Below are 24,594 nucleotides of genomic sequence, written 5' to 3' on the forward strand. Positions count from 1 at the left end.
TAACAATTATATGATTCGAGTTCTCAGTTCCTGTTTCATTGACTCTACATTAGATTCCTCTCATCCCTTATGTCAAGCCTAATTGAGATGCTCTTACCCTGTAAAATTAATTACCCAATCGCTTTAATAATTTATTATGATTATTGATTGCTTTTTGAAAATCTGGTTTAATACTTATTGCCTTTTGGTATGACTTTAGTGCTTCTTTATCTCTTTGTAAATTTTCTAATACAAGACCTCGTTTATACCAAGAAGTATAATTTTTAGGTTGAATGGCAATGGCTTTATCGTAAGATTTAATTGCTTCTTTATACCTTTGTAAATTTCTGAGACAATCACCTCTATTATACCAAAATTCATGTTTATTAGGTTGAATGTCAATAGCTTTATCATAGGATAAAATCGCTTCTTCATGTCTTTTTAAAGTTCTTAGAGTATTACCTTTTTTATGCCAAGCAAGAGCATCATTAGGTTGAATAGCAATAGCTTTATCGTAAGATTCAATTGATTCTTCATACCTTTGTAAAGTTCTTAGAGCAATACCTCGGTTATACCAGGCTTCATAGTAGTCAGATTTGATAGCAATAGCTTTATCGTAAGATTCAATTGATTCTTCATACCTTTGTAAATTTCTTAGGGCATCACCTCGATGATACCAGGCTTCATGTTGATCAGGTTGAATAGCAATGGCTTTATCATAAGATTCAATTGCTTCTTCATACCTTCGCAAAGTTCTTAGAGTAAGACCTCGATTATACCAAGCTTCATAATAATCAGATTTGATAGCAATGGCTTGATTGTAAGATTCAATTGCTTCTTCATACCTTTGTAAAGCTTTAAGAGCTTTACCTCTATGATAGCAAGTTTCATGTTGATCAGGTTGAATAGCAATGGCTTCTTTATAAGATTCAATTACTTCTTCAGGCTTTTGTAAATTGGGTGGTTCATCATTCTGGTTAACACAAATTCCACTTAATTCGGTTAGTTGTGCGGGGTATATATTCTGTTCTTGACCAACTCCAAAAATTTGATTTAATTCATCCAAGGCTTCCTTAGCATTTTTATAACGTTGTCGCCAATCACAACGCACCATTTTAGTGATAAAATTTTCTAATTTATTACTAACTTCAACTTGGTCAATCCAAATAATTTCGCCATCATCATCTTCTGGTAACAAGCGAGGAGACAAATCAATTAATGCCTGAATTGCTGTCATCCCTAAAGCATAAATATCACTACTAAATTTAGGTTTACCCATAGCCTGTTCTAAAGGCATATATCCGGCTGTACCAATGCCAATAGTGCGGGTAGTAAAGCCAGATTTCAGCGCAATAGTAGTATTAATTTGTTTGACTATTCCAAAATCAATCAATACTAATTTTCCATCTTTGCGACGCATGATATTTGCAGGTTTAATATCACGATGAATAAATTTATTGTCATGAACATAAACCAATATTTCTAAAACATCTTGTAAAAGTTGAATTACATCACCTTCACTCAACTTTTTACCAGGACTGATTTCTTGAGTTAGATCATATCCATCAATCAATTCTTGAATCAAATAAAATTCTTTGCCTTCCTGAAAATAGGCGTATAATTTAGGAATTTGATCATGATTTTGTCCTAATTGATATAAAATCTTTGCTTCTTGTTCAAATAAACGGCTAATATCTCGGTCAATTTCTGTAGGTTTTAACCGTTTAACAACACAAATTTGTTTAGGAGTAACGGGAATATCTAAATCTTCAGCGAGATAAGTTTCACCAAATCCACCTGCACCTAGTTCTTTGACAATCTGGTAACGTTGACGGAGGATATTACCAATCATAGGATGTTGCTTTTAAAACCCTGTTTCTGTATATCATAACTCAGAGATCCCTGGCTTCTTTACAAAAACGGATATTTTATAAAAACTTACTGATTATTATTAAATCTGAAGAATTACAAATTAACACATTACCAAAAAACAAAAAATGCAAATTGTTAAACGCAATATCGAATTAAAAGTAGATGATAGTTTAATGCGGGTTTATGTTGCATCTCCTAAACCAGCTGGTAAATATCCAGGAATTGTTTTTTACAGTGATATTTATCAATTAGGTGATGCCATAATTCGGTTAGTTAATTATTTAGCTGGTTTTGGTTATGTTGTCGCAGCACCAGAAATTTTTCACCGCATTGAACCTGTGGGTTCTGTAATTGAACCTAATGATCTTGGAAGAATGCGCGGTAATGATGATGCACGACGCACGTTAATTTCTGAATACGATGCTGATACTCGTGCTGTAATTGATTTTCTCAAAAATGATAATTCAGTTATTGCTGATAAAATCGGTACTTTGGGTTTTTGTATTGGTGGACATTTGGCTTTTCGGGCTGCTTTTGAAGGTGAAATTAAAGCTTGTGTTTCTTGTTATCCTACAGGTATTCCTAGTGGTAAATTAGGTAAGGGTGTGGCTGATACTATTCACAGATTTGAGGAAATTAAAGGAGAAATGTTGTTAATTTTTGGAACTCAAGATCCACATATTTCTGAAAATGACCGACATACTATAATTAATGCTTTAGAAAATGCCAAAGTCCATCATCACTTTTTTGCTTATGAAGCGGAACATACTTTTATGAGAGATGATGGTTATCGTTTTGATGCTGTTGCTGCTACTTCAGCTTGGAGGGAAATTATCGCTTTCTTAGAACGGAAGTTTAAAAGGTAATTATAAACATATTTGTAGTTGGATTAAGCGACAGCGTAACCCAACAAAGTTTTGATAATGTTGGGTTTCCTCGCGTCAACCCAACCTACAATTATTAGGAACTAATCATTAATTTCTAACAAACCGGGGGGAGGAGTAATTTCAACTCGACGGGTTTCTAAATCGACAACAGGAACAATTTCCATAACAAAAGGAATCAAAACAGTTTTTTGTTCTTTTTGCGTTGTTGGTTCTTCGTTATTAGTTGCAAAAGATGGGTCTAATTTAACTTCTAATAAATCATGACCTGAAGGTAAGATATCCACCACTGTTCCTACAAATTGACCAGATGATTGCATGAAGACTTGCAATCCTATCAAGTCTAAAACATGATATTCACCTTCGTCTAGTTCTGGTCGATCGTTTATCGGCACAAAAAACCGACAGTCACGCATATTTTCAGCAGCAGTGCGATCGCTCACTCCCTCCAATTTAATCACATATAGATTCTTATTCTCAATATACCGCCCATCTAACAATTCTACTTGTTGCAGTTCTGTTTCCCCAGGACGTAACAACCAGCGTGTTCCCGGTTCCTCAAAGCGTTCGGGAAAGTCAGTATTAGGATAAACCCGCAACTCCCCAGCTAAACCTTGAGGTGAAACAATTTTACCAATTTCCAACCAATCATCAAGATTGGGGACTGGGGACTGGGGACTGGGGACTGGGTTAAGAGGTTTAGGAGGGCGGGGAGACCCCGCCCCTACGGGTTTCTTCTTCTTCGCGTTCTTTGCGTCTTCGCGGTTCATTTCTCTTACACACTCACAGCCGCAACTTGATAAACTCGTTCAGCCACCTTAGCTAAACGCTGCATACCGATAGTAATTTCCTCATCACTACCAGTCAAACTAATACGCAGACATTGATGTTTGTGTTCCCATTCTTCCTTTAAACCGGGGAAGAAACTACTACCAGGAACAACAATTACACCCACCTTTTTTAATTCCTGGTAAAATTCCCAGTCAGTCATGGGCAAATCTTGCAACCATAACCAACCAAAAATTGCTCCTTCACCACGATGTAAAAACCAAGGTAAATTTTTGGGCATTGCTGCTTCTAATGTACTTTCTAACACATCAAACTTTTTTTGGTAGAAAGGACGAATCACATTTTCAGCAATATTCGCTAATGTACCTGATTCTATCGCACGGGATGCGATCGCTTGACCATATCGAGAAGAATGAATTCCCACATTGGTTTGGAAACATTCCAAAACCTGAATTAGCTTTTCATCACCAATGGCTACCCCAATTCTTTCTCCTGGCAATCCGGCTTTTGATAAACTCATACAATGGAGGATATTTTCCCCAAATACCGGAGTCATTTCTGTAAAATTCAACGCTGGGAAAGGTGGCGCGTAAGCTGAGTCTATCAATACAGGCACATTATAAGGTGCAGCTAAATCAGTGATTTTACTCACCTCATCATTAGTTAAAACGTTACCCGTAGGATTGCAAGGACGGGAGAAAATCACGCAACCAGTATTTTCTGTAATCGAAAGTTGGTTAAAATCAGGACGATATTTAAAACGGTGTGCGGCTGTATCAATATCCAAAGTAGGTTTATAGGCAACCAAAGCCTCTGGGAATAAACACACACCACCATAGCCAGTATAATCGGGACTTAATGGCAAAACGATTTCTTTTAAATCGCCATCATTAGTATATCCACCGAAAGCGTTCGCAGCATAAAAGTATATAGTTTGACTACCAGCGGTAATTAAAATGTTTCTGTCTGTTAAATTTAACCCATAACGCTGGTTAAAATCCTTGACAATTGTATTAATTAAAGGTGCATATCCCTGACTAGAACCATAACGACATACAACTTCACCATACTCAGAACTAGCTAATAAATCTGCGGTGCAATCCCGCCATAACTGTTCTACCTCTGGTAAAATCAACGGATTTCCCGCACTCAAATTATATAATTCCTTTCCCTTACTAGCTCTGAGGGTTTCGTTAATATCTTTCATAATCGCTCTCACGCCTGTTAAGTTAGACATTTGAGCGCCAATTTTAGTAAGGGCAGGTTTCATAGGCTTTTGTACAGACTTAAATAATCGCAGAAGTGGATAAATTAAACAGTGGTTGCAGCCCAGACAAAGATAAATGCTGCCGCCTTTTACCACTCTAAACCAGTGAATGCGATTTTAACAAACTCTGGGAGTTCTTGAGTTTGAGGAGTTTTATATACAAGGAAAAAAATAAAACCCCACGTGTGAGGTGGGGGATTTCTCTTGTAATCGTACAAATGTACTATATCAAAAAGTTGTTTGACAAGTGGTTACTAAAAAAATCTTTATCCATATCATATAAAAGATAGCAAAATCATAAATTTATGTATCCATTTGCTGAGATAAACTCATTAAACGTCAATATCAGGAGAACTAAATTTTGGAAGTTAAAGCAGCAGTAGCTTACAGCCCAGGTAAACCCCTAACGATTGAAACCGTACAATTAGCAGCACCACAAGCTGGAGAAGTATTAATTGAGATTAAAGCCAGTGGGGTATGTCATACTGATGCTTATACTCTTTCTGGTGTTGATCCTGAAGGGCTATTTCCCGCGATTTTAGGACATGAAGGCGCTGGTATAGTTGTAGAAGTAGGGGCTGGTGTAAAAAGTGTAAAACCGGGAGATCATGTAATTCCCTTATACACACCCGAATGTCGCCAATGTGAGTATTGCTTAAGTTTTAAAACTAATCTTTGTCAAGCAATTCGCACTACACAAGGAAGAGGTGTTATGCCCAACGGTACTAGTCGTTTTAGTATCGGTGGAGAAATGATTCATCACTACATGGGTACATCAACCTTCGCTAATTATACCGTATTACCAGAAATTGCCGTTGCCAAAATTCGAGAAGACGCACCTTTTGATAAAGTTTGTTACATTGGTTGCGGTGTGACTACAGGTATAGGTGCAGTCATCAACACAGCTAAAGTAGAACCAGGTGCAAATGTGGTGGTGTTCGGTTTGGGTGGGATTGGTTTAAATGTCATCCAAGGGGCGCGAATGGTAGGTGCAAATATGATTGTGGGAGTTGATATTAATCCCAACAAACGGGCTTTAGCAGAAAAATTTGGCATGACACATTTTGTCAATCCTCAAGAAGTTGCAGGTGATTTAGTTCCTTATTTAGTAGATTTAACTAAAGGTGGTGCTGATTATTCTTTTGAATGTATTGGTAATGTCAATATCATGCGTCAAGCATTAGAATGCTGTCATAAAGGTTGGGGTGTGAGTGTAATTATAGGTGTAGCTGCTGCGGGAAAAGAAATCAGCACTCGTCCATTTCAACTAGTCACTGGACGCGTTTGGAAAGGTTCAGCCTTTGGTGGTGCAAGAGGACGTACAGATGTGCCAAAAATTGTAGATTGGTATATGGATGGCAAGATAAATATTGATGATTTAATTACCCATATTATGCCAATTGAAGAAATTAATGATGCTTTCGATTTGATGCACAGAGGAGAATCAATTCGCAGTGTTGTGACGTTTTAAATTATTGACTGATGGAAATCTAACTTGCATCTTATCTATCATTAAAACTCTTGTGGTAGAGCCACTTCCTGTGGCGGGTTTCCCGACTTTTAGAAAGTGGCGCTGAAAGGGTGGACAACTAATAGCCCACCCACCCTATTTAATGCAAAATTGTAGCCCATTAAAATCTATCAATCATGAAGAATGAGTTTCTAGGGGATTAGCGATGTATTGAAATGTTGGTTCAGAATTCCAAGGACCGCGTTCATTTTGCTCGTTGCCATTTGTCGATAAGTTGTAATAAAGAGAAACGGTTTCATCAGGTTGAATATTCCCAAATAGAGGATCAGTCAACTTACCCAAAGAATCCAAAGCCTTCATAAACATTTGGGTATGAGAAATTTCTCTCGTTAATAGATGCACTAAAGTGTTTTTAGTTCCCTCATCTGTTGCCAGCTTAATTAACTCTTCATAGGTTTGACGAGCGCCTGCCTCCGCCGCAATATTAGCACGTAAATCACGCACGACATCGCCACCTTCATTCAAGTATTTTGCACTCCAAGCATTACCTTGGCTATCAAGAAAATGGGGACCAACTCCTCGGATAGCAAAAAGAGTACTTTTGTAAGCTTCTGTTTGATCGGAATTTTTGGTATGAGCCTCGATGAGCTTACCCACCATCTCTAAATGCCCAAACTCTTCAATTGCAATATCTTGGAGCATATCGCGGATACCAGGATTCTCTACATGAAAAGATTGTACCCAATATTGCAAAGCTGCTGAAAGTTCCCCTGTTGCTCCTCCGAATTGTTCTAGAAGCAATTGTGCAAAACGGGGGTTGGCTTCATCAACTTTGACTGCATGAATCGGTTCTTTTTTGTGGAAAAACATACAACTAATTCAAAATTTACATCAAATCCCAAACAACTTAAAATCCAAATTTAAGCTCTACTACTACTTTTAAATAATCCCCATAGATAGATCGCAATTATTGCCCCAATAACTCCTACAAAAAGTCCAGGAATACTTAAACTAGTAGATGTCAATTGCAACGTTCCTGTTTGGAGTAGTGTGAACAAAGTCCCACCAATAAAAGAGCCAACAATACCTAGAATTATGGTTGAGAGAATTCCACCACCTTGATAACCAGGATAAACAGCTTTAGCAAGAGCGCCAGCTAAGAGTCCTAAAACTATCCAAGCAATTATATTCATTATTTTTTCTTTCCTTAAAAATCTCACTCATCCAGTATTAAACTTATCAATTATTAATTACCTTTCTTTCTACCAAATGAGATAAATGTAAAAATCAAAAGGTAGACTTATTAAAAATAAACTTATTTTTTTGTATTTCTTGTATTTTCAATTGTGCTACTACGATACAGCAGATTGCTGGTGAATAGAATACAATGCTTTTGAGCAAAGCCATATACAAGCATAGTTTTATTTCTAACCGCTAAATGTCGCTATGTTTGGATCTAAGCGTCGTAATATTACTTTTAAATAATACATAAAAATGGTTTTTGTCATATTAGGGACTGGTAACAGGTAAAGATAATCATAAAGTCAAAATTCAGGAGTCAAAACTAATAAATTTCTACTTACTCAATTACCCATTACCAATTACCAATTACCCTTTACCCATACTTAAATTAAATTGCGCGAGAGAATTTTGTCTCTCTGGTTCTTGTATGAGTATCGAAGATGACAGCAATATTTCTTACCAATAATCTACCAGTATCAGTAATTTGGATTTCATCAGCTAATAACTTGACTAATCCATCAGCTTCTAAGGGTTTTAACTCCTCTAATTCCGGAGAGAAATATTGATCAAAACTGATGTGGTATTTGGCTTCAATGTCTGACTTATGTAGCTGAAAGTGAGACATGATAGACATAATTACATCTCGTCTGATGATATCATTCTGGCTTAGTTTGACACCTTTACTGGTAGGGATTATCCCTGCTGTAACTGCTTGGTAATAGTCCTTCAATCCTTTGTGATTTTGAGCATAAGCATCTTCTAGCATACTAATCGATGTGGAACCAAAACCAAAAAGTTCCGTTTCTGCGTGGGTGGTGTAGCCTTGGAAGTTACGTTTTAGAGTACCATGACGTTGTGCGATCGCTAATTCGTCATTAATTTTCGCAAAATGATCCATCCCAATAAACAGATATTCGTTACTGGTTAACTCCTCAATAGTCATTTTCAGCATATCTAACTTTTCCTGTGCTGCGGGTAATGCATCTTGAGGAATCCTTTTCTGCACAGGTTTCATCCACGGTACATAAGCAAAATTAAACACCACAATTCTATCAGGATCTAAAGCAATGGTCTTTTGTATAGTTTCCCGGAAAGTCTGAAGATTTTGGTAGGGTAAACCATAAATTAAATCCACATTCACACTATCGAATTTAGCTTCTTTAATCCAACCCATTGCATCAAACAGCATTGCTTCTGGTTGAATACGGTTCACCGCTACTTGCACTTCAGGATTAAAATCCTGGATACCAAAACTAATGCGATTAAAGCCAATATCTTTCAGAAAATGGATGTACTCTCTAGTTACATAGCGCGGGTTAATTTCAATTGAGACTTCTGCTTGCGAATCAATGTTGAAATAATGATTAATCTTGTTCCACAAAAATTCAACTTGGTGAAGTTCCAAATAATTAGGTGTACCACCACCCCAATGAACCTGAAGCACTTTCCTACTTGTGTCAATCAAAGCCGTGGTATTTTGAATTTCTTGCACCAAATGTTCTAGGTAGGGTTTGGCAATATTCTTATTACTAGAAATCACCGTATTACAGCCACAAAAATAGCAAGCACTCTGACAAAAGGGAATGTGGAAATACAAAGATAGGGGTGTTTGTCGTTGATTAGAAGCGGTAATTGCAGCTTGGAAATCCTTGGTGGTGAATGTCTCACTTAATTCTGTAGCGGGTGGGTAGCTGGTGTATCTGGGTGCGCGAGTATCATACTTCTTAATCAGATCCAGATCAAATTTTACACCAGGTAATAGAAAGACCATCAAAACCTCCGAGTATCTGTAAGTTTAGTTCTTAGTGGTCATAGCAATTTTGAATTGGGAATACTCACGGTTATTTTTCCCAATTTGGTGTTGTAAAATTGACAATTTTTTTGATTACTAATTGCCAATATATTTGTATGCTTCAGTTTAGAAGACTGAAACGAACTAGCTAGGACTTACGTTAAGAAACCCGGTTTTGATCAAAAATACTATAAACCAGTTGTAGTAAATAGAATTCACGACTACACAAACTAGTTTAGTTATGAATTCTACTATTTTTAATAAACCGTAAAATACGCAAAATAACAAGAGTTCGAGAGATATTTTGCGTAATTCATAATTCCATTAATTTTGCCGAATTACCTAATCAAATTAAGTCATTATACGTAGCTCGACCAAGAGCTAGAATTAAAATACTTTCTAACTCTTTAATTATCTGCGTATTCAAGTAAAAAGCATGGTTAGCTTCTGCTACAATTTTATCAGCATTTGCATCATCCACAGGTACTGTATCTAATGCTTGACGATACTTGTTTTTGAATGCTTGCTTATCTGGAATTTGCTCAAAGTTGTAAAAAGAAGTTCCTTCATATCCAGACAATTTTAAAGCTGACTGAGCAATTTTTTGTAGCATTTGTCCTCCAGAAAGATCACCCATATAACGAGTATATGAATGACCTAACAATAATGCAGGTTCATGAGCAGATATTTCTTGAATACGAGCAATGTAATTTTGAGCAGCAGTTGAAGGTGAGATCCTTTTGTACCATTGACTTCCATAATAAAACTCCATGTCTTTTTCTAGGGAAGCTTGGCGCTTTAGTTCAGGAAAATAAACTACACTAATCACAGGATGTTGTTTATTTTTCTCAATTGCTGCTTCTAGTTCACTGTAAACAAAATACAAATTCTTCAACAACTGAATAAAGCAGTCTCTATCAATAACACCTTGGACAAAACATTTCATGAAGCCGACATTTTCTGCATCTGTATGAGCTTGTTGAGTACCAGAACGCAGTTTGATTGCTAAATTATTACTCATTATTGCTTCCTTCTTGTTCAAGTGCAAAGTTTCTAGAATGTCACCGACTTGTTTATCAGTTCACCGTCGATGTCACAGTGAGAAGATTGCTATTGTAGAGATATGGACTCTCTGCACTAATCTATCCAGCAAATATCACGGCTGAATATATCCTGGCTATTTTGATCTCTTACAAAATATTTAACTATTAATCTTCTTAATAAATATAAAGATATTCATATTTCTTTAGACTTTCCTGAGTAAATTTGCTCTATATGTTGCTTTTCAAGGCAAAATTACCTTAGATCTGGAATAATTACTTAATTCCATGTATATAACCAAGAAAAAGTAGCAAGTAGATATATCAAAAATTAAGTGCCATACTGGAAACATTCAACTAAATCACTTTTAAAACCATGAAGTTTACTAATTTGCAACTCCCATTTATTTTTATTTTAGCTGGTTGCGTTTTTTCCCAAGCTGGTTATACGCAGGATACCAATTCAAACACATCTAAACTAACTCAAGAAGTTACAAGATTACGTCAACAGGGAGCAACGGGATTACAAACCTTTCTCAAATCCCATAATAATGAATTAACATCCAAACCTTCACCACAAATCAAAACAGCTTTAGACATATTGTGCCAACAACGAGATTGTTATGCATCTAAATTGTATTGGTACACGGATTTAGAACAAGCTAAAGCTGCTGCTAAAACTAGTAGTAAACCAATCCTTTCTTTGCGGTTGTTAGGTAGATTAGATACAGACTTGAGTTGTGCTAACAGCCGATTTTTTAGAGTAGCCTTATATCCAAATGCAGAAATTTCTCAAGTATTAAGAGAAAACTTTATTTTGCATTGGCAAACAGTACGTCCTGTACCCAAAGTAACGATTGATTTTGGTGACGGACGCAAGTTAGAAAGAACAATTACGGGGAACAGTATTCATTACATTTTAGATAGTTCTGGTCGTCCCATTGATGCTATTCCCGGACTGTATGGACCGAAAGCTTTTCTTAAACAACTAAAGGAAGCAGAAATAATTGCAACAGAGTTGGGTAAAATTAGGGGGACAAAATACGAAAATTTATTACAACAATATCATCTGCGTCAGCTTGATAAAATTCAAAACCAATGGAGATCAGATTTATCCCAATTGGGTATTCAGTCTCCACCTCAGTTAGGGCAACTGACCAATAATTCTACTTTATCTCCTAGTGCTAGTGTTGCAGGTTCTCTCGCAGTTTCTAAGTCTGTCGTAGAAAGACCTATTATCAATGCGATTCAACCCGATACATTAGATAATAAATCTAATCCTTTAGAAATTATTGATCAGGCAACTTGGAACAGATTAGCGCAAATATACCAAAGTGATGCTAAACTTGATGGTAATAGTATAGCTTTAATTCAAGCTAAAAAGTTACCAAATACAACCAGCAAAAATAATTTATCCAGAGTAATTAGTAATTTTGAAACAGTCATGGCTCTGGATACAGTGAGAAATGAATATATGCTACATAGGCAAATTCATCAATGGTTTTCGCAAAGAAATGAAACATTAGATCTCAATAAACTCAATGAAAAAGTTTATGCTGAACTGTTTCTAACTCCTAGTTCTGATCCTTGGTTAGGTTTAGCAAACAATGATACTTATAGTGCAATTGATAATGGTGGCATTATTGAGAATTCTGCATTACTAAGCCGCTAAAACCTCATCCAATTACTAAACCTGCTCAGATGATTTTGTACAATTTAGTTTCAATAATTTAACTGATGACTACTAAGAACTATTTATGCTTAGATAATTTTAAAAGCATAAAATAGCAAAAGGAGTATCATGGTTAAGTCTTTAGAAACTCCCGCAGTTGAGTTATTGAAACCAGGTGTCAAAGCCCCGGTTCAAGAAACATTATTAACTCCCCGTTTTTATACCACAGATTTTGATGCTGTGGCCAAAATGGATATTTCTGCTCATGAGGAGGAAATAAGGGCAGTAGTTGAAGAACTCAAGGCTGATTATAACCGCCATCACTTCGTTCGTGATGATGAATTTAAACAGTCTTGGGATCACATTCAGGGAGAGAAAAGACTAGCCTTTATTGACTTTTTGGAACGTTCCTGTACTTCGGAATTTTCAGGTTTTTTACTGTTTAAAGAATTATCTCGTCGCATCAAAGATAGTAATCCTTTGCTATCAGAAGCATTTGATTATTTAGCACGAGATGAAGCCCGTCATGCTGGGTTTCTAAATAAGTCAATGGCAGATTTTAATCTTTCCCTTGACTTAAGTTATCTCACTAAAAATCGAACTTATACCTTTTTTCCTCTAGAGTGGGTAATTTACACAGTTTATCTATCAGAGAAAATTGGCTATTGGCGTTATATTTTAGTGTATCGCCATATGGAAAAAAATCCAGATTTCCAGTTTTATCCACTGTTTCGGAAGTTTGAAAGCTGGTGTCAAGATGAAAATAGACACGGGGATTTCTTCAAAGCTTTGTTACGTTCTCAACCCCAGTTATGGAATAATTGGAAAGCGCGTTTATGGGTGCGCTTCTTCTTATTAACGGTGTTTGCTACTCATACAATGACCGTATTTGAACGGGCTAATTTCTATGAAATATTAGGAGTTCATCCTCGTAAATACAATAATCAGGTAATTGAAGAAACCAACAAAACCGCAGCGAGAGCATTTCCCATTATCTTGAATACAAATCACCCCTACTTTTTCTGGTATTTGGAACAATGTGCAATCAATAACCAGAAAATTATCGAACTCAATAACAGTAAGCATGGGCTAATTGCCAAGTTTTTCAAAAAAATACCGTTGATGAAAAACATCGTTTGGTATATGTTGAAACTTTACCTGATTAAACCTATCAACGCGGAAAAGAATCGTCAGGCTGTTTGTTAATTGATATTTTGCCTCTTTGACGGTTTGTATTATTTTTAATTTCTAATCTCGCGTAATTCCTAATATCTTTTAAACTAATACAGTGTGTCTGGAAAACCTATTACAAAATCTCTCTTCTAGAAAGAGGGAGATTTTGAATTTTCTCCCTTTCCTCATTGGGAAGGAGGTTAAGTTTTTTGTGGGCTGTTGGTGTCTTAACCGCCCTGCATGAAAACGCTTATAGCCCACATTCCACAGCCCAACTGTCACAATCGGGAAATTACTGAGAGGAAAAGCCCAGCAATCATAAAATTTGCAGATTTTTTGGAGTTCTCTTACTCACCATTTTGTTCTGTTTCTATAAGTTGAGCTTGAGTGCGACGTAATTCTTCTAATGTCAACTCTAAACTGAGATTTTTCTCGTTTAATTCCCGCGTTCGTTCATGTACTTTTTCTTCAAGAATCTGGCTGTATACTTCTAGTTGTTCATTAGCATCATTTTGGATTTTAATGAGTTGCTTAACTTCCAGGATGAGACGATTGAGAGAAGCTGCTAAAATCCCAACTTCATCATTAGTTGTTACAGGTGCTTGCAAATCAAAATTACATTCTTCTGTCACCTGTTGAGCAATGTGAGTGACTAATTGAATAGGACGGGCAATGGTACGACTGGTGTAAATTGCTAATAATGTGGCGATGGCAATTGATAGTGATAAGCTACCTAAAATAATGTATAAACGTAATTTTTCTGCCCTTTTCAGTTCCCAATTAGCTTGCTGATACTCCTCGGCTATTACTTCCACAAGCATTGTGATATCATCAAGAAAATCATCAATCATAAAAACTGATGAACCGTGCATGAAATTAAACAGTTTAGTTTGTGCTATTTTAATTTCATTTGTTGATATTTTACTAGGATTATTAGCCTGAAATAAACCTCCAGTATGTTGTAAGTAAGCATCAAATCCTTTGTAGGTTTGCAATAAGCGATAAACAGCTTCTTGCTCAATGATAGAATCATAAATAATAGGATTTTCAATATTGTAGTTAGCTTGAAAATCAAACCAAATTTCTCTAGCTTCTTCAACATATCTCAATAATAAAGCATATTGTTCTGTCCATTTTGGTGGTTGCTCCATATATAAAATCAGCTTGTGTTGATTGGTACGAACACGAAACACAATAGTTTTGAGTTGGGACATTTGATATAACTCTTCAATTGCTGCTTCTTCCCGTTTCTGGGCTTGTCGCTGGTAATGATCCGCAATTAAAAACCCAATGCTAGTTCCCAAGACAGCAATACTCAAAAGCAGTCCATATCCAAGACCAATTTTTTGTCCAACTTTCAAATGGCTGAACCAATAGCGATAATTACTTGTGTCTGGGGTTGAATTAGTTGATTCCAAGGGGATATTTGGCTTATCAAAATCTAAGTTGTGTTGCTGTTTCATGCTTAACCACGACCCAGATAAACTTGAATCCGTTCCCGTTATTGGGTGCAGGAAGCAGGGGAGGCAGGGTGCAGGGGGATAATAACAACTGACTACTCAATACTCTGCACTCGGTACTATGTTCGTAACCGATAACCCATACCTCTGACTGTCTCAATCACGTTGCTGCCAAGTTTTTTGCGGAGATAACCGACATAGACATCGACAATATTAGAACCAGGGTTATAGTCGTAACCCCACACAGAATCTAGGAGTTGTTCTCGACTGATGATTTGTCCTGGATGACGACAAAACATTTCTACCATTGCAAATTCACGGGCGGGTAGTTCTATAATGCGATCGCCTAATTTTACTTGTCGAGTCCGCAAATCTAGGACTACGTTACCAGCTTTCAGGGTAAATTCTTGAGCATCTCTGACCGGTATAGCACTCCGCAACCGCAATTTTACCCGTGCTAGTAGTTCTTCAAATCGGAAAGGTTTGGTGACATAATCATCTGCACCTCCTTCTAATCCTGCAACTTTATCATGAATGTCACTGCGAGCAGAAAGGATAATCACAGGTATATCTTCTCCCTGTCCGCGTAGTTCTTCGAGAACTTGAAATCCATCTTTTCCTGGCAAACGCAGATCCAAAATTAACAAATCAAACGTGCTACTTTGGATCACATCCAGCACACACAAACCATCGGTAACAATTGTGGTTGTGAATCCTTGCGATCGCAACCCTTTTTGAATAAATGAGGCAATTCGGGGTTCATCTTCAACAATGAGAATGTTGGGCATATCAGGGGGCAGGGGGCAGCTCACAAGGGTAGGTATTTTACATTGTCGTGAGGGCTAGACTTGGTGGACAAGGAAGGACAGTGGACAAGGGAGGAAAACCGTACAAAATCATATTCTCTTGGTAACAAGAACAGTCCGTCAAAAGACCATTGTGCGGAGAAAATCTTCCTTGTCTACTTTCCCTCCTTGTCTTCCTAGTCCTGCCTTAACAGATAATATTAAAAACCTACCCTTGTCAGGCAGGGGGCAGGGGGCAGGAGGTAATATATTATTCTCCCCATCACCCCATCACCCCATCACCCCATCACCTCTACACCCTACACCCTTACCCCCTTTCATGGAGGATCTAGGGGTAAGACGATGGTAAACATCGAACCTTTGCCTAACTGACTGCGAAGTAATACTTGCCCATCATGAGCTTGTGCGATCGCTCGGACAATAGATAACCCCAAACCTGCACCTTCGGAACGACGACGACTGTGGGAAGTGCGGGCAAATCGTTCAAAAATCCTTTTTTGATCAACCAGTGGAATACCTTCGCCTGTATCGCGTACCCAGAAGCGTACTTTCCCTTTAGCGATCGCTGAACCGATGGAAATAGTATCAGTTTTTTTAGTATGCTGAGTAGCATTTTGCGCTAAATTCATCATAGCTTCAGTAATTCTTTGGCGATCGACAACAATCTGACCTTTAGCTACAGCGTCCAGTTGCCAATCTCTTTCTGCCAGTGCTTGGGCTTTGATCAATAACTCTTGGGTTAACTCTGCCACATTCACCGTTGCTACCTGTAAAAAGTCTGCCCGTTCTGCTTTGGCCAGCAAAATCAGATCATCAACTAAACGGCTCATCCGGTCTAGTTCTCCCATCACCATTGTCAGGGTTTCCTGTTGTTCTTGGGGGTCATCTCCCATTAGTTCTAAATGTCCACGAATGATAGTGATAGGAGTTCGCAGTTCATGTCCAGCATCATTCACAAATTCGCGCTGACTGGCAAAAGCAGCTTCAAGTCTGTCCATCATTTCATTGAATGTTGTGGCCAGTTTTCCCAATTCTCCTTTATCTCGCACTGGCAAACGCTGAGTTAAATCTGACTCACTAATGGCATGAGCCGTGGTGATAATTGTCCGTAGAGGAGTCAGTATTCGCCCCGTAGCTAACCAAGCCAAAATTAACGACACTACAAAAACTAAGCTGGAAACTTCAATAATTGCCGTCACTGCTTCTAAAGCTTGTGTCCTATCCCCAGCAGTGTTGTGTGCCACCACGAATACCCCCCGTGTTTCTCCATTGATGGTAATCGGTTCCACAATGTACATAGTATTACTAACATCAGCGGTGAGAAATTCCTTCTCTCCCTGTTCTGCATAAGTCTGTTTTGCCCACTGTCTCATTAATAGTGAATTTCTGGCTAGAAGCTTAGGACGGGCGCTAGGACTGGATTTGTAGAATTCACCATCTATAAAAGTGATGAAATAGGATTCATCTTTGGGTAGCCGATACAACAGATAAGCTTTTAAAAGCTTTTTTAAATCTTCTACTGATTTGGGTACAGTGGTTTGTTTTTGTTCAGAGATTAACCAGTTCAATTGCTTTGGATCAATTACCATCTCTTCAGTGAGTTCATCTTCTGGAATCAAGGTTTGTCCATTAATCAATGCCTTAAAAGCCTTGATGTCTGCGGACATATTTTGACGAACACGCTGATCAATGCGGTGATAGAGATGATAGCGAAAGGCAGGAATAGCAATGAGAAAGGTTATGCCTAAAATCAGCAAGTACCACAGCAAAATTAGGGTGCGTGCTTCTCCGAATACTTGCTGCCCAACTAAAAAAAACTGGGACATTTTAAAAACAGATATGCGCTCACGAAAACGATTTATTATCATCCTCATTTTAAATATTCTTGATTTCAATTTTTCCTGTTCTCTATTTGGAATTGAGTTATTCCTATCACGGTTAAACTCATACAAATTGGGTTATTTAAAATTATGTTGATTTCCTGTAGATTAATTTACTCAAATGATAATTATGTAAAGATGAGAAGATTTTCATCTATTTTTCATGTGCTTTTCATGAGTAATTGCTATGTTAGCAATGATCTTTAATGTTTCTTAAAGAAAACAAAATTAAATCTTAATATTCTGTTTGAAAAACAAGTGTGTAAAATCTATCTACCCAATGAGTACAAAAATGATACTACTATTTAACCCTCTTAAATTCAATATCTGGAGAGAGTTAAATAGGTAATAAATCAATTAAATGTAATAAAGGGAGTATGGTTCGCACGAACCTCTCCTATCAGTAATAAGAATTAGTTCTTAGTCCTGTCTATTGCCTACTGCCTCTGAATCTAGGAGCAAATTTATCAGTCGCCATTAATCATTGTTGTGGTTAATTACCCTCATGAAAACGTTGTCAGGATTGCCCATGAAAAACTTATTAACTCACTCTAGAGAAATAGGACTAACGGTGGCTAGAGAAGAATCTGGGGAGGTTAGTAGTTCATCTCACAATCCTCGTAAGTGGCGCATTGCTTTATATTCCCATGACACAATGGGACTAGGACACAAACGCCGTAACTTGTTAATTGCTCAAACATTAGTAGGATATTCACCCCTAGAAACCGATATTTTGATGATTAGTGGCATACAGGATGGCAGCAATGTATTCATACCTCCAGGAGTTGATTGTTTAACCTTACCTGCTCTGTACAAAAATATTGATGGTCAATATCAAGCACGGCGATTGGATTTGTCATTGCAGGAAATTATTACACTGCGATCGCAGGTTATTCTCACCACCATCAAAACTTTTAAACCCGATCTTTTCATTGTTGATAATGTACCCAGAGGTGCAGTCAGAGAACTAGAACCAACGCTGAATTACTTGCGAACCCAAGAAGAAACACGCTGCATTTTAGGTTTACGAGATGTGTTAGATGAACCTGCATCTGTACAGCGAGATTGGAAAAGCATGGCTAATGAAGAAGCCATTCAAACTTATTATGATGCCGTTTGGGTATATGGAGATCCAGCTATTTATGATTTAGCAAAAGAATATAATTTCCACCCCACGACTGTTGCTAAACTCCGCTACACAGGCTATCTTGACCAACGTAACCGCCTCAAGTTCATGGATGTGGATAGTGTTGAGACTTTTAAATCCCTCAATTTGCCATCAGGAAGATTAGCATTATGCTTGGTGGGTGGTGGACAAGATGGAGCGCGGTTAGCAGAAACATTTGCTAGTGCGGAACTACCACCAGAGATGAATGGCATCATTTTGACGGGTCCTTTTATGCCGCGACAGGTACAGCAAAGGCTTCAGAAGTTGGCTGCTAAACGTGATAATTTGCGAGTATTGAAATATTTATCTGAGCCAACACTGTTAATAAATCAGGCCGAACGCGTCATTGCTATGGGTGGATACAATACAACTTGTGAATTGTTGTCATTTCAAAAGCGATCGCTCATTGTACCCCGTATCAAACCCCGTCGAGAACAGTTTATCCGTGCCGAACGCTTACATTCACTTGGTTTAGTGGATATGCTGCACCCCCACAACCTCACATCTCAAGCATTGACAGATTGGTTAATACAAGAAAGCGAAAAACCACAGATTCGTAACTTTGTCAATCTCAATGGACTCAATCACATTTCCCAATTGATAGACGAGATACTCATGGGTAAGCATTCAGCTATCAGCTATCAGCAGTCAGCTTCTTAAAGAAGGCAGTAGGTAATATATTATTCTCCCCATCACCCCATCACCCCATCACCCCATCACCCCATCACCCCTATTATGCTTGTTGGTTACGTTCTTAAACGCTATCCTCGTTATTCTGAAACCTTTGTCGTCAATGAAATTTTGGCTCATGAAACGGCTGGTTTAAACATTGAAATTTTCGCTTTAAGACCACCGAGTGATACTCACTTTCAAAATATTATTTCTCAGGTGCGATCGCCTGTAACCTACATTAAAAAGCCAATTCAAGGTCGTGTGAGTGCATCTCTCAATAGTCTTGCTCCCACAGCAGCCAGCTATTTTTGGGCTGAATTACAAGAAGCTGCTAAAATCATTCCTGATTTTTGGTCAAAATTAGCAATTGCTGAAGGTGAACAAGCCAGCACCGTCTACCAAGCCGCATGGTTAGCACGGGAAGCAAAACTGAAAGGTATCACTCATTTACACGCTCACTTTGGTAGTGTAGCCACCAGTGTCGCTAGATTAGCATCTCACTTTACGGGCATTCCCTATACATTCACGGCTCATGCTAAAGACATCTTTCATGAAAGCGTTGAATTTGCAGATATGGAACGCAAATTAAAAGATGCTTCTACCGTGGTAACTGTCAGTGACTACAACCTCAATTATTTACAACAAACCTATCCGCAAGCTGCACAGCAAGTTAAACGTATTTACAATGGTTTGGATTTGCGACATTTACAATATTCTTCCCCGGCTGATCGTCCTCCCTTAATTATCTCAGTTGGTCGGTTAGTGGAAAAAAAAGGGCTATCTATTTTGATAGATGCTTGTGCCATTTTGAAGCAGAGAAACTGCGAGTTTCAATGTCAAATTGTCGGGACAGGATCATTAGAAACCGCATTAAAACAACAAATCCAAGATTTAGAATTGCAATCTTTTGTAGAAATTATTGGTCTACGTCCCCAAAATGAAGTGTTTCAATTGGTGCAACAAGCGGCTGTATTTGCAGCACCTTATGTAATAGGTAAAGATGGCAACCGGGACGGACTACCAACAGTTTTATTAGAGACAATGGCTTTAGGAACTCCCTGTGTGAGTACAGATGTAACGGGTATTCCTGAAGTGGTGCGTCATGGTGAAACTGGGTTAATTGTGCCACAAAATAATGCTGAAAAGTTGGCGTTTTCACTTCAGGAATTGCTTACTGATTCAGCTTTGCGGGTGAGGTTGTCAACTCAAGCTAGGCAATTAATTAAATCTGAGTTTGATATTTATTGCAATACTGCTGTGTTAAGGGGATTATTTTGCACACAGAGGAGGACACTTGCTTGGGCGGGTTCCCCGACTTGTGCAAAGTGTCTGTCGCGCAGAGACGCAGAGGAGTTATAAGGAGTGAGAGTTGCTTATATTTGTGCTGATGCCGGAATTCCTGTTTTTGGACAAAAGGGATGTTCTATTCATGTTCAAGAGGTGATACGAGCATTACAAAAGCAAGGTTGTGAAGTTGATTTGTTTGCTACTCGCATTGGGGGAATAGCACCAGCAGATTTAGCTAATGTTGTTGTTCATCAATTGCCAGCAATTCCCAAGGTGGAAAAGGAAATAAGGGAACAAGTTGCTTTAGGAATTAATTATAATTTACGTTTAGATTTGCAGAAATTGGGAAATTTTCACTTAATTTATGAGCGTTATTCTCTATGGAGTTATAGCGCAATGGAATTTGCGAAAGAAAAGGGAATTCCTGGTTTATTAGAGGTCAATTCTCCTTTGATTGCAGAACAGGCAAAACATCGCGGTTTAATAGATTTTGATAATGCTGAAAAAGTTGCACATCGAGTTTTTCAAGCTGCTACAGCTTTGATTGCTGTTTCTGAAGAGGTGAAAAACTATTTACTGAATTATGTGGATAGTAGCAAAGTTTATGTCATCCCTAATGGTGTAAATCCTGAAAGGTTTTCTAAGATTAAGAATTACACTAAATCGGAAACTTTTACTGTGGGATTTGTGGGAACTTTAAAACCGTGGCATGGTTTACCAATTCTCACAGAGGCTTTTGTTCAACTACATCAAAAAGTTCCCCAATCTCGACTTTTAATTGTTGGTGATGGGCCAGAACGAGAACATCTCGAAGTTGAATTATCTACAAGGGGATTAGATGCTTATACTCAATTTACTGGTGCGGTAAATCCTGATCAAGTTCCTGGATTATTAGCGGCAATGGATGTGGCTGTTGCACCTTACCCAGCGCAAGCAGATTTTTATTTTTCACCGTTGAAAGTTTATGAATATATGGCGGCTGGTTTGCCTGTGGTTGCGAGCAAAATTGGGCAATTAGTCGATTTAATTGAGCCGGTGGTGAATGGTATTCTTTGTCCTCCTGGTGATGCTATAGCACTAGCTGAGGCTTTAGAAAAATTGTGGCGATCGCCTCAACTCCGTCATAGTCTAGGACAAGCTGCACGCCAAAAGGTAATGCAAAATCATACCTGGGATGCGATCGCTCAACAAATTTTGCAGATAGCAAAGGTGAGGCGATAAATGTCAACATCCCTCAAAAAAACTGTTCCTGATCTTTGGGGAATTCTGGTTTATTTCTGGCCTTATATTCGCCCACACTATGGATTAATTTTAATTTCTGCGATCGCACTAATCGCAGATGTGGGACTCCGGGTACTAGAACCTTGGCCGCTCAAGTTTGTATTTGATTACGTTCTCATACGGAATAATCAACCAACCAATATTCCCATAATCGCAAATCTCGAACCGCTGACTTTACTAACATTTTCCGCAGTTGCAATCCTTGTATTTACCGGATTACGCGCTTTTGCTGCCTATTGGAGTACGGTGGGATTAGCTACAGTTGGCAGCCGAGTTATGGCTGATGTGCGTAATCATTTATATCGTCATCTGCAAGATTTATCTTTGGCTTATCACACCCAAGCCCGTAGCGGTGATTTAATTATTCGTGTCAGTAGTGATGCCAGTCGTCTACAAGAAATCATGATTACGGCTGCATTGCCGTTAGTAGTCAGTATTTTGAGTCTATTTGGCATGATTGGGGTGATGTTTTGGATGAATCCCAGCCTTACCCTATTATCACTGCTGACGTTACCGTTATTTGTGTTAATTACCAATCGCCTCAGCCAACAAATTAAAGATTCTTCATTAAAGCAACGGAAACAAGAAGGGGCTTTAGCTGCTACTGCGGCTGAATCAATTGCAGCTATTAAATTAGTTAAAGCTTTGTGGTTGCAAGATGCTTTTGCACAAGTTTTTTCTCAACAAAATCAGCGTAGTCTTAATGAGAGTGTCAAAACCCAACGTTTGGCCGCTCACCTAGAACGGACTGTAGATGCTGTCATTGCTTTAGGAACAGCTATTGTCTTGTGGTATGGTTCTTGGTTAGCGTTGCGAGATGCCTTGACACCAGGGGATGTACTGGTATTTATTACCTATCTCAAGAATGCCTTTAAGCCTGTGCAGAACTTCGCTAAGTACACAGGTAGACTGGCTAAAGCGGCGGCTTCTGGGGAACGAATTTTAGATGTATTAAATCAGCAGCCTGATGTCAGAGATTTACCAGATGCAATTCCAGCGCCGATTTTTCAAGGTGCGGTGTGTTTTGATCATGTTAATTTTGGCTATGAACTAGGACAAGTTCTGTTAGAAGACATCAATTTAAATATTCAACCAGGACAACAAATAGCAATTGTCGGCACTTCTGGTAGTGGGAAATCTACATTAGTGAGTTTATTATTACGGCTTTATGACCCTTCTTTGGGTCGGATCATGATTGATGGTAGGGATATTCGAGAGTACACATTAGCATCTTTACGCCCGCAAATTTCGGTGGTTTTACAAGAAAGTATTTTGTTTGCGGCGACTATTCGGGAAAATATCGCTTATGGTGTGGCTGGGGTTTCTGATGTTGAAATTGAAAATGCTGCACGTTTAGCTAATGCCCATGATTTTATCCAAGCTTTACCCCAAGGATATGATACTTTTGTAGGGGAAAGAGGAGCAACACTTTCGGGGGGACAACGCCAACGAATTGCGATCGCACGTGCTGCTATTCGTCAAACTCCCATTCTCATTTTAGATGAACCTACCACGGGTTTAGATAAGGGTAATGAAAAGGCTGTAATTAATGCCCTCCAAAAGCTTTCTCAAAACCGTACAACCTTCTTAATTACCCATGATCTTAATTTTGCAACTCGCGCAGACATGATTATTTACATGGAAAATGGGCGGGTTTTGGAACAAGGTTCTCATTGGGAATTGATGCAACAAAATGGTCGTTATGCGGCTTTGTATCAAGTGCAAGTTGCAATGCGAAATGAGGAGAATTTTTCTCACGCAGAGGAGGACACTTGCATGGGCGGGTCTCCCGACTTGAGCAAAGTGTCCGTCACGCAGAGGCGCAGAGGCGCGGAGGAGAGTAAGATATGAATGTTTTTGTGAGCGATACTTTTAATAGTTTGGCTGATCCGAAAATGCCTTTTTTATCAGCAGCAATTGATCCGGTACAGGTGCAAGAATGCTTGATTGAATATTTACCAACTGCTCAAAATAATCATCTTCAAAAAATTGAAGTTATTCGACACAAACCAGGAAGACGTTGTTTAATTGAATATCAATTAATTAATTATCAAGGAAAAACAATAACCCTAATTGGTAAAGTTCGCGCTAAGGGAACGGATTTTTATAGTTATGAATTACAGAAATCTTTGTGGGAATCAGGATTTGGTGAGGATAGTGTTGATGGTATTTCTGTTCCTGAACCTGTGGGCATAATTCCTGAATGGCAAATGTGGTTACAGCGTAAAGTTGAAGGTGTGACATTTACTCAATGTTTAACACAAAATAACGGTGTTTTTTTATCCCAAAGAATTGCTGAAGTTGCCCATAAATTACACACAACTAATATTTCCCTTCGTCGTTCTCATACTATGAATGATGAATTACGTATCTTACATGAACGCATTCCTTTAGTTATCCCAAAATATCCACAATGGCAAGAACGGTTAGAGAAAATTTTAGAGGAATGTGATTATTTAGAAAATAACTTTACAGAAACAAATATTTGTGGTATTCATCGAGATTTTTATCCAGATCAAGTGATTGTTAATAATGAGCGTTTGTATTTAATTGATTTAGATTTATATTGCCAAGGTGATCCAGCATTAGATATTGGTAATTTTATTGGACATATTCAAGAATATAGTCTGCGTGTATTTGGTGATTCTGAAAAGCTGCGTGATTTAGAATTATCTTTGATTGAACGATTTGTTAAACTTACAAGTGATGATTTTAGAGTGGCAATTGAAGCTTATACGACTTTGACTTTAGTCAGACATATTTATATTAGCACTCTATTTTTAGATCGTTCTTTTTTTACAGAATCACTATTAAATATATGCGAACAGCGATTGAAGAGAATTCGTAATTTGTAATTAT

19 protein-coding genes are annotated in these 24,594 nt (G+C 38.0%); 9 read left to right on the plus strand and 10 right to left on the minus strand.

Annotated elements, in window-relative coordinates:
- Nucleotides 1–106 precede the first annotated feature (106 nt).
- Complete coding sequence (locus H6G59_RS08220; protein ID WP_190713272.1) at nucleotides 107–1,831, minus strand: tetratricopeptide repeat protein; 1,725 nt, start codon at nucleotides 1,829–1,831, stop codon at nucleotides 107–109.
- A gap of 145 nt (nucleotides 1,832–1,976) precedes the next feature.
- Here H6G59_RS08220 and H6G59_RS08225 point away from each other — a divergent pair, with 145 nt between their 5' ends.
- Nucleotides 1,977–2,717 (plus strand): dienelactone hydrolase family protein, encoded by a 741-nt coding sequence (locus tag H6G59_RS08225; protein ID WP_190713273.1) that lies wholly within the window; start codon nucleotides 1,977–1,979, stop codon nucleotides 2,715–2,717.
- A 101-nt stretch (nucleotides 2,718–2,818) separates the two neighbouring features.
- Here the strand turns inward: H6G59_RS08225 and rimM are convergent, their stop codons facing one another.
- A complete protein-coding gene (rimM, locus tag H6G59_RS08230) occupies nucleotides 2,819–3,505 on the minus strand; it encodes a ribosome maturation factor RimM (protein WP_190713275.1) in 687 nt (228 codons plus the stop codon).
- Between the two features lie 5 nt (nucleotides 3,506–3,510).
- Nucleotides 3,511–4,794 (minus strand): valine--pyruvate transaminase, encoded by a 1,284-nt coding sequence (locus H6G59_RS08235; RefSeq protein ID WP_190713277.1) that lies wholly within the window; start codon nucleotides 4,792–4,794, stop codon nucleotides 3,511–3,513.
- Between the two features lie 358 nt (nucleotides 4,795–5,152).
- Here H6G59_RS08235 and H6G59_RS08240 point away from each other — a divergent pair, with 358 nt between their 5' ends.
- A complete protein-coding gene (locus tag H6G59_RS08240; protein WP_190713279.1) occupies nucleotides 5,153–6,262 on the plus strand; it encodes an S-(hydroxymethyl)glutathione dehydrogenase/class III alcohol dehydrogenase in 1,110 nt (369 codons plus the stop codon).
- 174 nt (nucleotides 6,263–6,436) lie between these two features.
- On the opposite strand, the gene H6G59_RS08245 is transcribed toward H6G59_RS08240, so the two are convergent.
- The 4 genes from H6G59_RS08245 to H6G59_RS08260 all read right to left on the minus strand — a co-directional run bounded on the left by H6G59_RS08245 (nucleotide 6,437) and on the right by H6G59_RS08260 (nucleotide 10,317).
- On the minus strand, nucleotides 6,437–7,132 hold the full coding sequence (locus H6G59_RS08245) for a manganese catalase family protein (RefSeq protein ID WP_190713281.1): 696 nt from the start codon (nucleotides 7,130–7,132) through the stop codon (nucleotides 6,437–6,439).
- Between the two features lie 50 nt (nucleotides 7,133–7,182).
- The gene (locus H6G59_RS08250; protein WP_190713283.1) at nucleotides 7,183–7,455 is read right to left on the minus strand and encodes a GlsB/YeaQ/YmgE family stress response membrane protein; all 273 of its coding nucleotides are present in this window, start codon (nucleotides 7,453–7,455) and stop codon (nucleotides 7,183–7,185) included.
- Nucleotides 7,456–7,892: 437 nt separating this feature from the next.
- Nucleotides 7,893–9,275 (minus strand): oxygen-independent coproporphyrinogen III oxidase, encoded by a 1,383-nt coding sequence (hemN, locus tag H6G59_RS08255; RefSeq protein ID WP_190713286.1) that lies wholly within the window; start codon nucleotides 9,273–9,275, stop codon nucleotides 7,893–7,895.
- A gap of 367 nt (nucleotides 9,276–9,642) precedes the next feature.
- On the minus strand, nucleotides 9,643–10,317 hold the full coding sequence (locus H6G59_RS08260; RefSeq protein ID WP_190713287.1) for a biliverdin-producing heme oxygenase: 675 nt from the start codon (nucleotides 10,315–10,317) through the stop codon (nucleotides 9,643–9,645).
- Nucleotides 10,318–10,712: 395 nt separating this feature from the next.
- Here H6G59_RS08260 and H6G59_RS08265 point away from each other — a divergent pair, with 395 nt between their 5' ends.
- Nucleotides 10,713–12,008 carry a thioredoxin domain-containing protein gene (locus H6G59_RS08265; RefSeq protein ID WP_190713289.1) on the plus strand — a complete coding sequence of 432 codons (1,296 nt, stop codon included), beginning with the start codon at nucleotides 10,713–10,715 and terminating at the stop codon, nucleotides 12,006–12,008.
- Nucleotides 12,009–12,137: 129 nt separating this feature from the next.
- Nucleotides 12,138–13,214: a magnesium-protoporphyrin IX monomethyl ester (oxidative) cyclase gene (gene acsF, locus H6G59_RS08270; RefSeq protein ID WP_190713291.1), complete on the plus strand. Its 1,077-nt coding sequence runs from the start codon at nucleotides 12,138–12,140 to the stop codon at nucleotides 13,212–13,214.
- Between the two features lie 314 nt (nucleotides 13,215–13,528).
- On the opposite strand, the gene H6G59_RS08275 is transcribed toward acsF, so the two are convergent.
- The 3 genes from H6G59_RS08275 to H6G59_RS08285 all read right to left on the minus strand — a co-directional run bounded on the left by H6G59_RS08275 (nucleotide 13,529) and on the right by H6G59_RS08285 (nucleotide 17,273).
- Nucleotides 13,529–14,644, minus strand: a complete 1,116-nt coding sequence (locus tag H6G59_RS08275; protein WP_190713293.1) for a HAMP domain-containing protein — start codon at nucleotides 14,642–14,644, stop codon at nucleotides 13,529–13,531.
- Nucleotides 14,645–14,760: 116 nt separating this feature from the next.
- A complete protein-coding gene (locus H6G59_RS08280; RefSeq protein WP_190713295.1) occupies nucleotides 14,761–15,429 on the minus strand; it encodes a response regulator transcription factor in 669 nt (222 codons plus the stop codon).
- 335 nt (nucleotides 15,430–15,764) lie between these two features.
- On the minus strand, nucleotides 15,765–17,273 hold the full coding sequence (locus H6G59_RS08285) for a sensor histidine kinase (RefSeq protein WP_242038824.1): 1,509 nt from the start codon (nucleotides 17,271–17,273) through the stop codon (nucleotides 15,765–15,767).
- Nucleotides 17,274–17,856: 583 nt separating this feature from the next.
- On the opposite strand from H6G59_RS08285, the gene H6G59_RS08290 reads away from it, so the two are divergent.
- The 5 genes from H6G59_RS08290 (at nucleotide 17,857) to H6G59_RS08310 (ending at nucleotide 24,590) form a co-directional block, all read left to right on the plus strand.
- A complete protein-coding gene (locus H6G59_RS08290) occupies nucleotides 17,857–19,155 on the plus strand; it encodes a glycosyltransferase family protein (RefSeq protein WP_190713299.1) in 1,299 nt (432 codons plus the stop codon).
- A gap of 75 nt (nucleotides 19,156–19,230) precedes the next feature.
- A complete protein-coding gene (locus H6G59_RS08295) occupies nucleotides 19,231–20,526 on the plus strand; it encodes a glycosyltransferase family 4 protein (RefSeq protein WP_190713301.1) in 1,296 nt (431 codons plus the stop codon).
- 3 nt (nucleotides 20,527–20,529) lie between these two features.
- Entirely contained in the window at nucleotides 20,530–21,675 is a 1,146-nt protein-coding gene (locus H6G59_RS27575; protein ID WP_190713303.1) for a glycosyltransferase, read from the plus strand.
- Complete coding sequence (locus tag H6G59_RS08305; RefSeq protein ID WP_242038825.1) at nucleotides 21,676–23,586, plus strand: ABC transporter ATP-binding protein; 1,911 nt, start codon at nucleotides 21,676–21,678, stop codon at nucleotides 23,584–23,586. It abuts the gene before it with no gap.
- Nucleotides 23,583–24,590, plus strand: coding sequence for a phosphotransferase family protein (locus H6G59_RS08310; RefSeq protein ID WP_190713305.1), 1,008 nt, complete (start codon nucleotides 23,583–23,585; stop codon nucleotides 24,588–24,590). Before H6G59_RS08305 ends, H6G59_RS08310 begins: the two co-directional genes overlap by 4 nt.
- Nucleotides 24,591–24,594: the final 4 nt, after the last annotated feature.

Source organism: Anabaena lutea FACHB-196, assembly GCF_014698305.1.
GTDB classification, from domain to species: domain Bacteria; phylum Cyanobacteriota; class Cyanobacteriia; order Cyanobacteriales; family Nostocaceae; genus Anabaena; species Anabaena lutea.

Coding starts and splice junctions, on each gene's coding strand:
- H6G59_RS08305 (WP_242038825.1), top strand. CDS start 21,676: ATGTCAACATCCCTCAAAAAAACTGTTCCTGATCTTTGGGGAATTCTG.
- acsF (WP_190713291.1), top strand. CDS start 12,138: ATGGTTAAGTCTTTAGAAACTCCCGCAGTTGAGTTATTGAAACCAGGT.
- H6G59_RS08220 (WP_190713272.1), bottom strand. CDS start 1,831: ATGATTGGTAATATCCTCCGTCAACGTTACCAGATTGTCAAAGAACTA.
- H6G59_RS08235 (WP_190713277.1), bottom strand. CDS start 4,794: ATGAAACCTGCCCTTACTAAAATTGGCGCTCAAATGTCTAACTTAACA.
- H6G59_RS08295 (WP_190713301.1), top strand. CDS start 19,231: ATGCTTGTTGGTTACGTTCTTAAACGCTATCCTCGTTATTCTGAAACC.
- H6G59_RS08245 (WP_190713281.1), bottom strand. CDS start 7,132: ATGTTTTTCCACAAAAAAGAACCGATTCATGCAGTCAAAGTTGATGAA.
- H6G59_RS08265 (WP_190713289.1), top strand. CDS start 10,713: ATGAAGTTTACTAATTTGCAACTCCCATTTATTTTTATTTTAGCTGGT.
- H6G59_RS08225 (WP_190713273.1), top strand. CDS start 1,977: ATGCAAATTGTTAAACGCAATATCGAATTAAAAGTAGATGATAGTTTA.
- H6G59_RS08275 (WP_190713293.1), bottom strand. CDS start 14,644: ATGAAACAGCAACACAACTTAGATTTTGATAAGCCAAATATCCCCTTG.
- H6G59_RS08310 (WP_190713305.1), top strand. CDS start 23,583: ATGAATGTTTTTGTGAGCGATACTTTTAATAGTTTGGCTGATCCGAAA.
- H6G59_RS08280 (WP_190713295.1), bottom strand. CDS start 15,429: ATGCCCAACATTCTCATTGTTGAAGATGAACCCCGAATTGCCTCATTT.
- H6G59_RS08250 (WP_190713283.1), bottom strand. CDS start 7,455: ATGAATATAATTGCTTGGATAGTTTTAGGACTCTTAGCTGGCGCTCTT.
- rimM (WP_190713275.1), bottom strand. CDS start 3,505: ATGAACCGCGAAGACGCAAAGAACGCGAAGAAGAAGAAACCCGTAGGG.
- hemN (WP_190713286.1), bottom strand. CDS start 9,275: ATGGTCTTTCTATTACCTGGTGTAAAATTTGATCTGGATCTGATTAAG.
- H6G59_RS08285 (WP_242038824.1), bottom strand. CDS start 17,273: ATGTCCCAGTTTTTTTTAGTTGGGCAGCAAGTATTCGGAGAAGCACGC.
- H6G59_RS08290 (WP_190713299.1), top strand. CDS start 17,857: ATGAAAAACTTATTAACTCACTCTAGAGAAATAGGACTAACGGTGGCT.
- H6G59_RS08260 (WP_190713287.1), bottom strand. CDS start 10,317: ATGAGTAATAATTTAGCAATCAAACTGCGTTCTGGTACTCAACAAGCT.